Raw genomic sequence first — 15,651 nt, forward strand, 5'->3', positions numbered from 1 at the left:
CAGCTCAGGCAATACAGGTCACTTGAACCTGCGCTCCACACCCTTCTCCACCAGAATCTTCGCCGATATCTCTTCCACTGAAAAATGCGTGGAATTGATGTGCGCAATATTCTCGCGACGGAACAGATTTTCCACTTCGCGCACTTCGAACTCACACTGGGCGTAACTTGAATAACGGCTGTTGGGCTTGCGTTCATTGCGGATCGCGGTGAGGCGGTCCGGGTCGATGGTCAGGCCGAACAGCTTGTGCGAATGCGCGCGCAGGGCGGCGGGCAGCGTCAGGTGTTCCATGTCGTCTTCGGTCAGCGGGTAGTTGGCTGCGCGAATACCGAATTGCATGGCCATGTACAGGCAGGTCGGGGTCTTGCCGCAGCGCGACACGCCTACCAGGATCAGGTCGGCCTTGTCGTAATAGTGCGTGCGGGCGCCGTCGTCGTTGTCGAGGGCGAAGTTCACCGCTTCGATACGCTCCATATAATTGGAATTATGACCAATGGAATGGGACTTTCCGACGGAGTAAGAGGAATGTTCGCTCAGCTCCTGTTCCAATGGCGCCAGGAACGTGGAGAAGATGTCGATCATGAAACCATTCGAGGTCGCCAGAATCTCACGAATGTCTTGATTGACGATGGTGTCGAAAATGATCGGGCGACAACCGTCTTTTTCAGCCGCCAGATTGATTTGTTGTACCATGGCCCGCGCTTTGTCCACGCTGTCTATATAAGGCCGCGTGAATTTGGCGAAGGTAATGTTTTCGAACTGCGCGAGCAGGCTCTGGCCCAGTGTTTCGGCCGTGATGCCGGTGCCATCGGAAATAAAGAAAGCAGATCGTTTCATTTGAGCCCTGGGCCTTAAGCTGATGGCGAATCTTGGATATGATAGGCGCGATTTTGCCGTCCCGCAGTGGGCCGCATTCTCACTTATTTTCCAGGTCCAGGCCACAAGCGCTGGCGTTCGCTCCTACTGAGCAAGCCGCGTCCTGAGCTTTTCCAACACAGAAAGTGGAGAGATCACCTTGGTAGAGTACGTAGTTTCCCTCGATAAGCTCGGCGTCCATGATGTAGAGCACGTGGGGGGCAAGAACGCATCCCTCGGCGAGATGATCAGTAATCTTGCAGGCGCTGGCGTGTCGGTGCCGGGTGGTTTTGCCACCACGGCCCAGGCTTACCGTGACTTCCTTGAGCTGAGCGGTCTCAACGACCAGATCCACGCTGCCCTGGACGCCCTGGATGTCGATGACGTCAACGCCCTGGCCAGGACCGGCGCCCAGATCCGCCAATGGATCATGGAAGCGGAGTTCCCCGAGAAGCTCAACGAAGAGATCCGCACCGCCTTCGCCACCCTGTCGGCCGGTAACCCGGACATGGCGGTCGCCGTGCGTTCCTCGGCCACCGCCGAAGACCTGCCCGACGCCTCCTTCGCCGGTCAGCAGGAAACGTTCCTGAACATCCGCGGCGTGGAAAACGTGATCCGCGCGGCCAAGGAAGTGTTTGCCTCGCTGTTCAACGACCGCGCCATTTCCTACCGCGTGCACCAGGGTTTCGACCACAAGCTGGTGGCTTTGTCTGCCGGCGTGCAGCGCATGGTGCGCTCGGAAACCGGCACCGCCGGCGTGATGTTCACCCTGGACACCGAATCGGGCTTTCGTGACGTGGTGTTTATCACCGGCGCCTACGGCCTGGGTGAAACCGTCGTACAAGGCGCGGTCAACCCGGACGAATTCTACGTGCACAAGCACACCCTTGAGGCCGGTCGCCCGGCCATCCTGCGCCGTAACCTGGGCAGCAAGGCGATCAAGATGATCTACGGCGACGAGGCCAAGGCCGGTCGTTCGGTCAAGACCGTCGACGTCGACAAGGCCGAGCGTGCGCGTTTCTGCCTGAGCGACGCTGAAGTCAGCGAGCTGGCCAAGCAAGCGATGATCATCGAAAAGCACTACAAGTGCCCGATGGACATCGAGTGGGCCAAGGACGGTGACGACGGCAAGCTGTACATCGTGCAGGCCCGTCCCGAGACCGTTAAGAGCCGTACGTCGGCCAACGTCATGGAACGCTACCTGCTCAAGGAAACCGGCACCGTGCTGGTGGAAGGCCGCGCCATCGGCCAGCGCATCGGCGCCGGCAAGGTACGCATCATCAAGGACGTGTCCGAGATGGACAAAGTCCAGCCGGGTGACGTGCTGGTCTCCGACATGACCGATCCGGACTGGGAGCCGGTGATGAAGCGTGCCAGCGCCATCGTGACCAACCGTGGCGGACGCACGTGCCACGCGGCGATCATCGCCCGTGAGCTGGGAATTCCTGCGGTGGTCGGTTGCGGCAACGCCACCCAGCTGTTGAAAGATGGCCAGGGTGTGACGGTGTCCTGCGCCGAAGGCGATACCGGCTTCATCTTCGAAGGCGAACTGGGCTTCGACATCAAGCAGAACTCCATCGACGCCATGCCGGACCTGCCGTTCAAGATCATGATGAACGTCGGCAACCCGGACCGCGCCTTCGACTTCGCGCAGTTGCCGAACGCCGGTGTGGGCCTGGCCCGCCTGGAATTCATCATCAACCGCATGATCGGCGTGCACCCCAAGGCCCTGTTGAACTACGACGGCCTGCCGCTGGACATCAAGGAAAGCGTCGACAAGCGCATCGCCGGTTACAACGACCCGGTGGGCTTCTACGTCGAGAAGCTGGTGGAAGGTATCAGCACCCTGGCAGCGGCGTTCTACCCGAAAAAGGTCATCGTGCGACTGTCGGACTTCAAGTCCAACGAATACGCCAACCTGATCGGCGGCAAGCTTTACGAGCCGGAAGAAGAAAACCCCATGCTGGGTTTCCGTGGCGCCTCGCGTTACATCAGCGAAGCCTTCCGTGACTGTTTCGAACTCGAATGCCGCGCCCTCAAGCGTGTGCGCAACGAGATGGGGCTGACCAACGTCGAGATCATGGTGCCGTTCGTGCGCACCCTGGGCGAAGCGAGCCAAGTCGTGGACCTGCTGGCTGAAAACGGCCTGTCCCGTGGCGAAAACGGCTTGCGCGTCATCATGATGTGCGAACTGCCGTCCAACGCGATCCTGGCCGAAGAGTTCCTGGAGTTCTTCGACGGTTTCTCCATCGGCTCCAACGACCTGACCCAGCTGACCCTGGGCCTGGACCGTGACTCCGGGATCATCGCTCACCTGTTCGACGAGCGAAATCCTGCGGTCAAGAAGCTGCTGTCCAACGCCATCCAGGCCTGTAACAAGGCCGGCAAGTACATCGGTATCTGTGGCCAGGGCCCTTCCGATCACCCTGACCTGGCCAGATGGCTGATGGAACAGGGTATCGAAAGTGTCTCGCTGAACCCCGATTCCGTGCTTGAAACCTGGTTCTTCCTCGCCGAAGGCCAAGCGTCCGCTTAAAGCCGCTACGTCAAAAGTGCCGGTCACCTGTCGAGGGTGACCGGCATTCTTATCTGTACAGGGCGGAATTCCTGCCGGACGCCGCCCTTTTTTGTGCAAGAACATTATGCAAAGCAGCAGCAACCTGTTTCCTGTCGCCCTGATCAGCGCTGAACGTCGTGGCGACCTGAGTGAAGATGTGTACCGCCTCAAGCCCGGCAACAGCCCCGACGCGACCGTCGAGTTGGCGGTTACCCGGTTGGGTCTGGCCGATGTCCCGGAAAACCGGGGCACGCCGGTTATTTTCCTGCACGGCAGTTTTTCCAATCGGCGCTTCTGGTATTCGCCCAAGGGCATCGGCCTGGGCGCTCACCTGGCGCGCCGGGGTTTTGATGTGTGGATCCCGGAAATGCGCGGCCATGGCCTGTCCCGGCGCAACCGCGACTACGTGCGCAACCGCGTTGCCGACTACGCACGTTACGATTTGCCGGCCATTGGCGCCTTTGTGCACGAGCAAAGCGGGCAGGTGCCGCATTGGATCGGGCATTCCCTCGGCGCCACGACCTTGGCTGCGGCGCTGGGTGGTCAAACCTTGAACGCGCAGTCAGTGGCCTCGGTGGCGTTATTTGGCTGCCAGGTCAGCCGCACGCATTGGCCGTTGAAAATTCCACCGGTGGAGTGGGGCGCTCGATTGATCCTGAAGCGTCTGGCCCAGGTGTCCGGCCCGCGATTCAAGCGCGGGCCGGAGGACGAACCGGCCGGCGTGATGATCGAAGCGCTGCGCTGGAACGGCCTGTTCGGCCGCTTTGGCGACGCCGAGCGCGATTGGTGGAAAGGCCTGGCAGCGGTCGACGTGCCGTTGTTGGCGGTCAGCGCGGCGGGCGATCGGCAGGACCCGGACTGGGCCTGTCGCAAGCTGTTCGAGCAAGTCGGCAGCGAGCATCGCCAGTACCTGTGCCTGGGGCGTCGGCAGGGTTTTACCGAAGATTTCGGGCATGTACAAATGCTGGTCAGCAAAGCCGCGCAGGCCCAAGTGTGGCCCTTGGTGGAGCGCTGGTTGAAAGACCCGCTGACACCTGTGCTCGGCACCCGTCCCGAGGTGGCTGTGGCGGTGTGACGAAGCGCGCTATCGAGGCCGTTTCACTCTTGAGTGGTTGCGGCTAAGATATGACGCCTCAGGCGCTTCTGGTCATATTCAGTCGCGTAACGGCTGTTGCGTTGCGTTGATTGCGGTTTGATCATGACCGGCGCCGGTGGCCGGGCAGTTAAAGAATGCCTGCTGCAGCACGTTTTCCTGATGTATGCCGTGAGCTGTTCGACCCCTTCTTTGATGACAGGAGTTTCGCGATGGACCATTACGTGACCCCCGACCTGTGCGACGCCTACCCGGAGCTGGTGCAGGTGCTTGAGCCGATGTTCAGCAATTTCGGTGGCCGAGACTCCTTCGGCGGCGAGATTGTCACCCTCAAATGCTTCGAGGATAACTCCCTGGTCAAGGCTCAGGCCGAGCAGCCGGGCGCCGGCAAGGTGTTGGTGGTCGATGGCGGTGGTTCGCTCAGGCGTGCGTTGCTCGGTGACCTGATCGCCGAAAAGGCCGCGAAAAACGGCTGGGAAGGCATGGTGATCTACGGTTGCATCCGCGATGTCGATGTCCTTGCCCAGACTGACCTGGGCGTGCAGGCCCTGGCCGCCCATCCGATGAAAACCGACAAGCGCGGCCTGGGTGACCTGAACGTGGTGGTGAACTTTGCAGGCGTGACGTTCCGCCCGGGTGAATACGTGTACGCCGACAACAACGGGGTGATCGTCTCGCCCAGCCCACTGAAAATGCCGGAATAAACCGCAGTAGCCGAAAGGGATGAGGATGTTCGAGGAAGACAACGCGCAGTGGGGGCTGGTGCATGCCCTGGTGCTGGACGGTAAAGGCGGTGCGCGTTCGATTGCCCGGACCGAGCTTGACGAGTTGCAACTGCAGCCCCAGGAAAGCCTGTGGCTGCATTGGGACCGCAGCCATCCGCAAACCCAGACCTGGCTGCGCCAATCCAGCGGTCTGAGTGAATTTGCCTGTGACCTGCTGCTGGAAGAAAACACCCGTCCGCGGCTGCTGCCGTTGCCGGATGCCGAACTGCTGCTCTTTCTGCGCGGGATCAATCTCAACCCCGGCGCGGAACCGGAGGACATGGTTTCGGTACGTATATTCGCAGCGGCCAATCGTGTGATTTCCCTGCGGTTGCGCCCGTTACGCGCCACCGATGAGCTGCTGGTGCAGTTGGCCGAGGGCAAGGGGCCCAGGACCGCATCGGAACTGATCCTTTATATGGCGCAATACCTGACCAACAAAGTGCAGGATCTGGTCACTGGACTGTCCGAAATTGTCGATGCCGAGGAAGAAAAACTCGACGCCGACGAACGGTATACCCCCGAGCACGGCAGCGTCCTGCAGATCCGTCGGCGAGCGGCCGGGCTCAAGCGTTTCCTCGCGCCGCAACGGGATATTTTTGCGCAGCTGACGCGAATCAAACTGGCGTGGTTCTGTGATGACGACGCTGACTATTGGAACGAGTTACACAACAGCCTGACCCGCTACCTGGAAGAACTCGAATTGGCCCGAGAGCGCGTGGGGCTTGTGCTTGAGGCCGAAGACCGGCGTTTGAGCCTGCGTATGAACCGCACCATGTACCGCTTCGGCATCATCACCGGCATCTTCTTGCCGATGAGTTTCCTGACCGGCTTGCTGGGCATCAATGTGGGGGGCATCCCGTTTTCCGGCAGCCCCTACGGATTCATGATTGCGTGCCTGTTGATGGTCTCGGTGGCGCTGGGTCAATGGTGGCTTTTTCGACGGTTACGCTGGGTTTGAGCTGAATATGAGCTGAACGTAGGAAAGGGTCGATGTGACCCGATGAATTTTACCCTCGTCTTTTAAATCACTTGCGAGAGGTCTCTATGCACGATCCGTTCGAACAGTCTTTGCGTGACATGCTCAATGCTTCGCCATCCAACCGGGATGACGATGCCTGCTTGGGCCGCGTACTGAAAACCGCCAACCGTCAGGTTGGGGCGGGGTCCCTGTTCGGTCTGCTCGGGCGTTGGGTGCCGGCGTTGATGATGGCCCTGAACAATGGTTCGGCCCATGTATCGCCTGTTTCCCGACATAAACCTCTTGCTCGCACTGCTGATAAGGCTGATTGAATATGGAACTTGATCTCTGGACCCAGAGCCTGGTCACCGCAATGACCGCATTGTGGACCAAGGTGGCGAATTTCATTCCCAACCTCTTTGGTGCCCTGGTCCTGGTGCTGCTGGGCTTTGTCGTGGCCAAGCTGCTTGACACCCTGTTGTCCAAATTGCTCGCCAAGCTCGGGCTGGACCGCCTGATGGCCGGCACCGGGCTGACCAAGCTGCTGGGCCGTGCCGGGTTGCAGGTTCCGATTTCGACGCTGATCGGCAAGATCGTTTATTGGTTCGTTCTACTTATTTTCCTGGTTTCTGCGGCTCAGTCCCTTGGACTTGAGCGAGTTTCAGCTACGCTCGACATGCTGGCATTGTATTTGCCGAAAGTTTTCGGCGGCGCGCTGGTGCTGCTGGTAGGCGTTTTACTCGCGCAACTGGCCAATGGCCTGGTACGCGGAGCCGCCGAAGGGGTCGGCCTGGACTATGCGGCGGGCCTTGGACGAATCGCCCAGGGGCTGGTGATCATCATCAGTATTTCGGTTGCGATCAGCCAGTTGGAGGTCAAGACCGACCTGCTGAACCACGTTATTGTGATTGTTTTGATTACCGTTGGTCTGGCCGTTGCACTGGCCATGGGCTTGGGAAGCCGGGAAATTGCCGGTCAGATTCTTGCGGGAATCTATGTGCGTGAGCTGTATCAGGTGGGGCAACAGGTGCGTGTGGGCGAGGTCGAAGGGCAGATCGAGGAGATCGGTACAGTCAAGACGACCGTGCTGACCGACGACGGAGAACTGGTGTCGCTGTCCAACCGGATTCTCCTGGAGCAGCAGGTCAGTAGCCGCTAAACCGGCAAACCCTGCTAATGTACGCCGCCGCGAACCCGGCTGACCGGGTTGCAGCGGACATTGACCTGACTGCCGGCACGACTTGTTTTGAATAAAGCCCAAACGCTGTCCACGCGCTATGACCCCCGTGAGCTCTCTGATGAGGAGTTGGTCGCGCGTTCGCACACGGAGCTGTTTCACGTAACACGCGCGTACGAAGAATTGATGCGCAGGTATCAACGCACTCTGTTCAACGTTTGTTCAAGGTATTTAGGGAACGATAGAGATGCGGACGATGTCTGTCAGGAAGTGATGCTCAAGGTGCTGTACGGCCTGAAGAACTTCGAGGGCAAATCGAAGTTCAAGACCTGGCTCTACAGCATCACGTACAACGAGTGCATCACGCAGTATCGTAAGGAACGGCGAAAGCGTCGCTTGATGGACGCGTTGAGTCTGGACCCCCTTGAGGAAGCGTCTGAAGAAAAGGCGCCGACACCCGAGGAAAAGGGCGGACTCGATCGCTGGTTGGTGCATGTGAATCCGATCGATCGTGAAATTCTGGTGCTACGTTTCGTCGCAGAATTGGAATTTCAAGAAATCGCTGACATCATGCACATGGGTTTGAGTGCTACAAAGATGCGTTACAAACGTGCTCTTGATAAATTACGTGAGAAATTTGCGGGCGAGACTGAAACTTAGTGCGTAGCAAATATCTCTTACGTGTAGGCAAGTTCTGTTAGACTTGTCGCCGAGTTGTCCCCCGGTTTGTGGGACTGCTTTACAATCACCAGATGGGGATTTAACGGATGAAACTGAAAAACACCTTGGGCTTGGCCATTGGTTCTCTTATTGCCGCTACTTCTTTCGGCGTTCTGGCACAAGGCCAAGGCGCAGTTGAAGGCGAGCTGTTCTACAAGAAGCAGTACAACGATAGCGTCAAGCACATCGAAGACGGCTTCAATCCTGGCGCTCGCATCGGTTACTTCTTGACCGACGACCTGTCCTTGAACCTGTCCTACGACAAGACTAACCACACCCGTTCGAACGACGGTACTGGTAGCCAGAAGATCAAAGGTGATACCGGCAGCCTGGTTGCCCAATACCACTTCGGTCAAGCTGGCGTTGACAGCCTGCGTCCATACGTTGAAGGCGGTTTCGGCCACCAGAGCCGTACCAACGTTCAGGCTGACGGCCACAGCGGTCGCGACCAGACCACTTTCGCTACCATCGGTACCGGCGTGAAGTACTACTTCACCAACAACCTGTACGCTCGTGCTGGTGTTGAAGCTGACTACGGTCTGGACAACGGCAAGTGGGACTACTCCGCACTGGTTGGCCTGGGTGTGAACTTCGGCGGTAACGCTGGCGCAGCTGCTCCAGCTCCTACCCCAGCACCAGCTCCAGAGCCAGTTCCAGAGCCAGAAGCTCCGGTTGCTCAGGTTGTTCGTGTTGAGCTGGACGTTAAGTTCGACTTCGACAAGTCGGTTGTTAAGCCTAACAGCTACGGCGACGTCAAAAACCTGGCCGACTTCATGGCTCAGTACCCAGACACCAACGTAGAAGTTGCTGGTCACACTGACTCCGTAGGTCCAGACGCTTACAACCAGAAGCTGTCCCAGCGTCGTGCTGACGCTGTTAAGCAAGTCCTGGTTAAAGATGGCGTAGCTCCTAGCCGCATCACCTCCGTAGGTTACGGCGAATCCCGCCCAGTTGCTGACAACGCAACTGAAGCTGGTCGCGCTGTTAACCGTCGCGTAGAAGCAGCGGTTGAAGCTCAAGCTAAGTAATTAGCCGAGTTTCACAAAAAGCCCGGCTTAGGCCGGGCTTTTTTTCGCCTGCGATTTACCTCAAGCGCTGGCCGCTGCCGCATCGCACGCCATCTGTGCTGCGCCGGCAACACGGCCAATCACCAGGATTGCCGGGCTTTTCAGCGCAAAAGCCTGCGCGTCTTCATGCATGGCAACGAGGTGGCTACGGCATTCGCGCTGTTCGGGCAACGATGCATTTTCGATCATCGCCACCGGCATATCCGCAGCCATGCCGCCTTCCAGCAACTGTTGCCGGATTTCCTCGAGCTTGGCCACGCCCATGTACACCACCAGCGTCGTTCCGCCTTCGGCCAGTGCGCGCCAGTTCACGCTGCTGTCATCCTGGGTATGCGCAGTGACCAGGGTCACGCCACGGCTCACGCCGCGCAGGGTCAACGGGATATCGCAATTCGTCGCTCCAGCCAGCCCCGAGGTAATGCCGTTGACCAGCTCCACCTCGATCCCACGCTCGCGCAGCCACGTCGCCTCTTCGCCACCACGCCCGAAAATGCATGGATCGCCGCCTTTAAGCCGCACCACGCACTTGCCCTGACGCGCATAGCGCAGCATCAGGCGGTGAATAAACGCCTGCGGCGTGGAGCGACAGCCGCCGCGCTTGCCGACGGTTATCACGCGCGCGTCGGTGCAGTGTTCCAAGACGGCCGGGTTGACCAGATCGTCGATCAACACCACGTTTGCTTCATGCAGGGCCCTTACCGCCTTGAGGGTGAGCAACTCCGGATCACCGGGCCCAGCGCCTACGAGCCACACTTTTGCGCTCATGTTGTTCCCCTCACACACTGATTGCGATTGGCTGCGGGCCGACGGCCAGCAGACGTTTGATTTCCGGCACGCAGGAGCCGCATTGCGTGCCGCATCCCAGTTGCTGTTTGAGCCCGACCAGGTCCAGGCCACGGGCAATCCCGGCGCACACCGCGTTTTCGCTGACATTCTTGCAATTGCACAGGACCTTGCTGCTGGCCGCCGCTCCCCCCGGTGGGGCGCTCAGTGGCGCCAACAGCCAGCGACGCAGTTGATCGTCGGTGCGGCCCTCCAGCCACAGGCTTTGCAGCCAATGCCGGGCCAGGGTTTCACCGGCCAGGCGAACCGCCGTAATGCGGCCCTGTTCGATTTTCACGCGCTTGCCGATAGAGCGGCGCGGGTCGTCGTAGGCCATCACCGGACCGTCATGCAGGCCCAGCAACTGGTCGATGCGGGTCAGTATCTGCAGGTCGGGCGCCTCGGTATGGGCTGCACGCACCAGTAGCGCAGGCCGTTCGCGTCCTGTCAGGCTCAAACTGACGTAGGCAAATGCTTCGCACAGCGGGCGCAGGGCGTCGAAGTGTCGTTGCACGTCTCCTTCGATCAGCGCAAACAGCTGCCACGGCAGTTGCACCGCTTCCAGGCGCACACCGCTGTGTTTGAGTTCCGGCTGTTTCGACAACGGATCGAACGCCGGTTGGGTGAGCACATTCACGCCACCTTTGAGAAAACGGTCGCCCCAATGCATCGGCAGGAACGCTTGACCGGGGCGCACGCTGTCATCGCCGGTGACCGCGACCACCAGATTGCCTCGACGGCTTTTCAGGTTGACCAGGTCGCCTTCCTTGAAGCGGTGACGGCGCAACTCGTCCGGGTGCAGGCTCAGCAGCGCTTCGCTGACATGCCCGAACAACTGCGCCGCCGTGCCGGTGCGACTCATGCCGTGCCACTGGTCGCGCAGACGACCGGTAATCAGGGTCAGGGGAAAGCGTGCGTCACGCTGCTCCCTGGCGGCGCGATAGGGATCGGCAACAAACTGCGCGCGGCCATTATCGGTGGGGAAAATCCCGTCGACGTAGAGGCGTGGCGTCCCGGCCTGTGCGCCCATGGGAAACGGCCACTGTTGCGGGCCGAGCCGGTCAAGCAGGGCGTGGCTGAGGCCTGAAAAATCCAGGTCGCGCGCTTGAGTCAATAGCTTGAACTCGTCAAAGATCTGCGCCGGTTGCTCAAAGGCAAACAGGCTGTCCAGCCCCGGCCGCAGACGGCGCTCCAGGCGCTGCGCGAAATCCACGGTAATCGCCCAGTCCGGTCGCGCTTCGCCCGGTGGGGGGATGGCGCGACGCACGTGGGAGATACGCCGTTCGGAGTTGGTCACCGTGCCTTCTTTTTCACCCCAACTGGCGGCGGGCAGCAGCAGGTCGGCGTAGGCGGCGGTTTCGGTGGTTCGAAAGGCCTCCTGCAACACCACGAACGGACACGCCGCCAGGGCTGCACGCACTGCATTCTGGTCCGGCAATGATTGGGCGGGGTTGGTGCAGGCGATCCACAGCGCCTTGATCTTGCCCGCCTGCACCTGTTCAAACAATTCGATCGCCGTGAGGCCGGTGGTTGCCGGCAGTTGATCGACACCCCAGTACGCGGCTACTGCTGCGCGGTGTTCGGGGTTGGCGGCGTCGCGGTGCCCAGGCAGCAGGTTCGACAGGCTGCCGGTCTCGCGCCCGCCCATGGCATTGGGTTGACCGGTCAGGGAAAACGGCCCGCAGCCTGGGCGGCCAATCGTACCGGTGGCCAGGTGCAGGTTGATCAGCGCGCTGTTTTTCGCACTGCCTGCGGTGGATTGGTTAAGGCCCATGCACCACAGCGACAAGAAGCTGCTGGAGGTGCCCACCCACTGTGCGCACAGGCGCAACTGCTCGACGCTGATGCCGCACAGTTGCGTGACCATTTGCGGCGTGTAGTCATGCACCAGGCGTTTGAGCGCTGCCAGGCCGTCGGTATGGGCGTGAATGAACTCGCGGTCGATCCAGTCTTCCCACAACAACAGATGCAAAATTCCATGGAACAGCGCGACATCCGTGCCCGGCAGGATCGCCAGGTGCAGGTCGGCCAGGTCGCAGGTGTCGGTACGCCGTGGGTCGATCACCACCACTTTCATCTGCGGCCGTCGCGCCTTGGCCTCTTCCAGGCGTCGGAACAGTACCGGGTGCGCGTAGGCCATGTTGCTGCCGACGATCATCACACAGTCGCTGGTTTCCAGGTCTTCATAGCTGCACGGTGGCGCATCGGCGCCAAGGCTACGTTTGTAGCCCACGACTGCCGAGGACATGCACAGCCGTGAGTTGCTATCGATATTGTTGGTGCCGACCAGCGCCCGCGCCAGTTTGTTGAAACTGTAGTAGTCCTCGGTCAGCAGTTGCCCGGAGATGTAGAACGCCACGCTGTCGGGGCCGTGTTCGGCAATGGTGCGGGCGAATACGTTGGCCGCATGTTCCAGGGCGGTGTCCCAGTCGGTGCGGGCGCGGGCCAGGTCTTTGCCTAGACGCAACTCGGGGTACAAGGCACGGGCGTCGAGGTCTCCGGTCAGGTGCAGGCTGGCGCCCTTGCTGCACAGTTTGCCGAAGTTGGCCGGGTGGTGCGGGTCGCCTTGCACGCCGAGGATGCGGGTGCCGTCATGCTCGATCAGCACGCCGCAGCCCACCCCGCAATAACAGCAGGTGGACGCCGTGACCTCGCGGTTCATCACCCTGCATCCCGCAGGGCCAGCATCACTCGGCCGTTTTCCACGCGGGCGAGGTGATGATGGGCGCAACCGATATCCGGCGCCTGGGCTTCGCCGGACGCCAGGTCGATCTGCCAGTTGTGCAGCGGGCAGGCCACGCGTTTGCCATAGATCAAGCCCTGGGACAGCGGCCCGCCTTTGTGCGGGCAACGGTCATCGAGTGCGAAGACTTCATCGTCGCTGGTGCGAAAAATCGCAATGTCGCCCTTGGGCCCGTTGATGATGCGCGAGCCCAGGGTGTTGATTTCTTCCAGGGCGCAGATATCCAGCCAGTTCATGCCGGCACCTCCAATTGCTTGACCGGGATCACATCGAATTCTTTTTTCAGCAGCGGCTGTTCCAGGCGTTCTTTCCAGGGGTCTTGCTCGAACGACAGGGAAAACTGCAGGCGCTCGTTGAGGGCCTGGCGCCGGGCCGGATCTTCCAGCACGGCTTTCTTGATATGGTCCATGCCGACCCGCTGCAGGTAGTGCACGGTGCGCTCCAGGTAGAAGGCTTCTTCGCGGTACAGTTGCAGGAATGCGCCGTTGTATTCGCGCACCTCTTCGGCGGTCTTGAGCTTGACGAAGAACTCCGCGACTTCGGTCTTGATCCCGCCGTTGCCGCCGATATACATCTCCCAGCCTGAGTCCACACCGATAATTCCGACGTCCTTGATGCCTGCTTCCGAGCAGTTGCGTGGGCAGCCGGACACCGCCAGCTTGACCTTGTGCGGTGACCACATGTTGAACAGGTCATGCTCCAGCTCAATGCCCAGTTGCGTGGAGTTTTGTGTACCGAAGCGGCAGAACTCGCTGCCCACGCAGGTCTTCACGGTCCGGATGGATTTTCCGTAGGCGTGCCCGGACGGCATATCGAGGTCCTTCCACACGCCGGGCAGGTCCTGCTTCTTGATGCCGAGCAAGTCGATGCGCTGGCCGCCGGTCACCTTGACCATCGGCACGTTGTACTTGTCGGCCACGTCGGCGATGCGGCGCAGTTCCGACGGATTGGTCACGCCGCCCCACATGCGCGGGACCACCGAATAGGTGCCGTCTTTCTGAATGTTGGCGTGGGCGCGCTCGTTGATCAGGCGCGATTGCGGGTCGTCCTTGGCCTCGCCCGGCCAGGTCGAGATCAGGTAGTAATTGAGCGCCGGACGGCAGGTGGCACAACCGTTGGGCGTGCGCCAGTTCAGGTAGCTCATGGTGCCGGCGATGGTCAGCAGGTGCTGCTCGCGGATGGCCTGGCGGATCTGCCCGTGGTTGAGGTCGCTGCAACCGCAGATGGCTTTTTCGCTCTTGGGCTTGACGTCGGCGGCCCCGCCCACGGTGTTGATCAGAATCTGTTCCACCAGCCCCACGCAGGACCCACAAGAGCTGGCCGCCTTGGTGTGCTTCTTCACGTCATCGACGCTGAACAGCCCCTGTTCCTGGATCGCTTTTACGATAGTGCCCTTGCACACGCCGTTGCAGCCGCAGACTTCGGCGCTGTCGGCCATGCTCATGGCCTTGTCCTGCCCTTGGTGGCCGACGTCGCCCAGCGCATTTTCGCCAAACATCAAGTGATCGCGAATCTCGCCAATCGCGTGGTTCTCACGGATCTGGCGGAAATACCAACCGCCGTCTGCGGTATCGCCGTACAGGCAGGCGCCGACCAGGATGTCATCCTTGATCACCAGTTTCTTGTACACCCCGCCGATGGGGTCGGAGAGGGTGATGGTCTCAGTACCTTCGCCGCCCATGAAGTCGCCTGCGGAGAACAGGTCAATGCCGGTGACTTTGAGCTTGGTGGAGGTGACAGAACCTTTATAGGTGGCGAAGCCCAACTGGGCGAGGTGGTTGGCGCACACCTTGGCCTGTTCGAACAGCGGCGCGACCAGGCCGTAGGCGATCCCACGGTGGCTGGCGCATTCACCGATGGCATAGATGCGCGGGTCGTAGGTTTGCATCGTGTCGTTGACCAGAATCCCTCGGTTGCAGGGGATGCCGGACTTTTCCGCCAGTTCGGTGTTGGGGCGGATACCGGCGGCCATGACCACCAGGTCGGCAGGGATGATGTCACCGTTCTTGAACTGCACCGAACCGACGCGGCCGTTGCCGGCGTCGTGCAGGGCCTGGGTCTGTTCGCACAGGCGAAACACCAGGCCGCGGCTTTCCAGCTCGGTTTGCAGCAGCTGGCCACTGGTCTTGTCCAGTTGCCGTTCCAGCAGCCATTCACCGATGTGCACCACGGTCACGTGCATGCCGCGCAGCATCAGGCCGTTGGCTGCTTCCAGGCCGAGCAGCCCGCCGCCGATGACCACCGCGTGCTTGTGGGTTTTGGCGGTGTCGATCATGGCCTGGGTGTCGGCAATGTCGCGGTAGCCGATCACGCCCTGCAAGGTGTTGCCAGGGATCGGCAGGATAAACGGCGTGGAGCCGGTGGCGATCAGCAGGCGATCGTATTCGGCTGCGGTGCCGTCTTCGGCGATGACGCGGCGCTTGACCCGATCGATCTGCACCACTTTGCGGTTGAGCAGCAGCTTGACGTGGTTGTCGAGGTACCAGTCCAGGTCGTTGAGTACGATCTCTTCGAAGGTCTGCTCGCCGGCCAGTACCGGTGAAAGCAGGATGCGGTTGTAGTTGGTGTGGGGCTCGGCGCCGAACACCGTGATGTCATACAGGTCGCTGCTGAGCTTGAGCAATTCTTCCAGGGTACGAACCCCGGCCATGCCGTTGCCGATCATCACCAGTTTGAGTTTTTTCATGTCGCTCTCCGACCAATCACGCGCAAACAAAAAAAGGCGTCCCCGCTAGTTACCTAGCGAGGACGCCTTTGTCCTGGTCCCGTTCTCTCGGGAAGCTCGATCCTTCGACGTTGAAGGCGCGGCTATATGTGGGTTGTTGGGCAAGCTGATGCAGCCGCTGTGCCAAGTGTCGATATCCCCGGTTTTATTGAGTTTTAAACCCATAG

The 15,651-nt window shown here is 60.4% G+C and carries 13 protein-coding genes; 8 read left to right on the forward strand and 5 right to left on the reverse strand.

Annotated features, from left to right (window positions below):
* Positions 1 to 18 precede the first annotated feature (18 nt).
* Entirely contained in the window at positions 19 to 837 is an 819-nt protein-coding gene (ppsR, locus tag J1G34_RS19285) for a posphoenolpyruvate synthetase regulatory kinase/phosphorylase PpsR (RefSeq protein WP_003230310.1), read from the reverse strand.
* Between the two features lie 178 nt (positions 838 to 1,015).
* Between ppsR and ppsA the strand changes: the two genes are divergently transcribed.
* From ppsA to J1G34_RS19325, 8 genes are all read left to right on the forward strand, one after another.
* Positions 1,016 to 3,391, forward strand: coding sequence for a phosphoenolpyruvate synthase (ppsA, locus tag J1G34_RS19290; RefSeq protein WP_065887843.1), 2,376 nt, complete (start codon positions 1,016 to 1,018; stop codon positions 3,389 to 3,391).
* 106 nt (positions 3,392 to 3,497) lie between these two features.
* Positions 3,498 to 4,487, forward strand: coding sequence for an alpha/beta fold hydrolase (locus J1G34_RS19295; RefSeq protein ID WP_065892337.1), 990 nt, complete (start codon positions 3,498 to 3,500; stop codon positions 4,485 to 4,487).
* A 230-nt stretch (positions 4,488 to 4,717) separates the two neighbouring features.
* Entirely contained in the window at positions 4,718 to 5,209 is a 492-nt protein-coding gene (gene rraA / locus J1G34_RS19300) for a ribonuclease E activity regulator RraA (RefSeq protein ID WP_065892338.1), read from the forward strand.
* A 25-nt stretch (positions 5,210 to 5,234) separates the two neighbouring features.
* The gene (locus J1G34_RS19305) at positions 5,235 to 6,230 is read left to right on the forward strand and encodes a zinc transporter ZntB (RefSeq protein WP_065892339.1); all 996 of its coding nucleotides are present in this window, start codon (positions 5,235 to 5,237) and stop codon (positions 6,228 to 6,230) included.
* A gap of 86 nt (positions 6,231 to 6,316) precedes the next feature.
* The gene (locus J1G34_RS19310) at positions 6,317 to 6,562 is read left to right on the forward strand and encodes a CrfX protein (RefSeq protein ID WP_065887847.1); all 246 of its coding nucleotides are present in this window, start codon (positions 6,317 to 6,319) and stop codon (positions 6,560 to 6,562) included.
* 2 nt (positions 6,563 to 6,564) lie between these two features.
* Positions 6,565 to 7,389, forward strand: coding sequence for a mechanosensitive ion channel family protein (locus J1G34_RS19315; RefSeq protein WP_003193288.1), 825 nt, complete (start codon positions 6,565 to 6,567; stop codon positions 7,387 to 7,389).
* 87 nt (positions 7,390 to 7,476) lie between these two features.
* The gene (sigX, locus tag J1G34_RS19320; RefSeq protein WP_057721193.1) at positions 7,477 to 8,067 is read left to right on the forward strand and encodes an RNA polymerase sigma factor SigX; all 591 of its coding nucleotides are present in this window, start codon (positions 7,477 to 7,479) and stop codon (positions 8,065 to 8,067) included.
* A gap of 107 nt (positions 8,068 to 8,174) precedes the next feature.
* Positions 8,175 to 9,155, forward strand: a complete 981-nt coding sequence (locus J1G34_RS19325) for an OmpA family protein (RefSeq protein ID WP_065892340.1) — start codon at positions 8,175 to 8,177, stop codon at positions 9,153 to 9,155.
* A gap of 60 nt (positions 9,156 to 9,215) precedes the next feature.
* Here J1G34_RS19325 and cobA read toward each other — a convergent pair whose 3' ends face one another.
* Genes cobA through nirB form a run of 4 tightly spaced genes read right to left on the reverse strand, consistent with a single transcriptional unit; the run spans position 9,216 to position 15,445 of the window.
* Entirely contained in the window at positions 9,216 to 9,959 is a 744-nt protein-coding gene (gene cobA / locus J1G34_RS19330; RefSeq protein ID WP_065892341.1) for a uroporphyrinogen-III C-methyltransferase, read from the reverse strand.
* A 10-nt stretch (positions 9,960 to 9,969) separates the two neighbouring features.
* Positions 9,970 to 12,678: a nitrate reductase gene (locus J1G34_RS19335; protein WP_222994498.1), complete on the reverse strand. Its 2,709-nt coding sequence runs from the start codon at positions 12,676 to 12,678 to the stop codon at positions 9,970 to 9,972.
* A complete protein-coding gene (nirD, locus tag J1G34_RS19340; protein ID WP_065887851.1) occupies positions 12,678 to 12,995 on the reverse strand; it encodes a nitrite reductase small subunit NirD in 318 nt (105 codons plus the stop codon). Before nirD ends, J1G34_RS19335 begins: the two co-directional genes overlap by 1 nt.
* On the reverse strand, positions 12,992 to 15,445 hold the full coding sequence (gene nirB / locus J1G34_RS19345) for a nitrite reductase large subunit NirB (RefSeq protein ID WP_122561893.1): 2,454 nt from the start codon (positions 15,443 to 15,445) through the stop codon (positions 12,992 to 12,994). The genes nirD and nirB overlap by 4 nt, the downstream gene beginning before the upstream one ends.
* Positions 15,446 to 15,651: the final 206 nt, after the last annotated feature.

This window comes from Pseudomonas sp. Wu6, from assembly GCF_019891515.1.
In the GTDB taxonomy this organism is placed as follows: domain Bacteria; phylum Pseudomonadota; class Gammaproteobacteria; order Pseudomonadales; family Pseudomonadaceae; genus Aquipseudomonas; species Aquipseudomonas orientalis_A.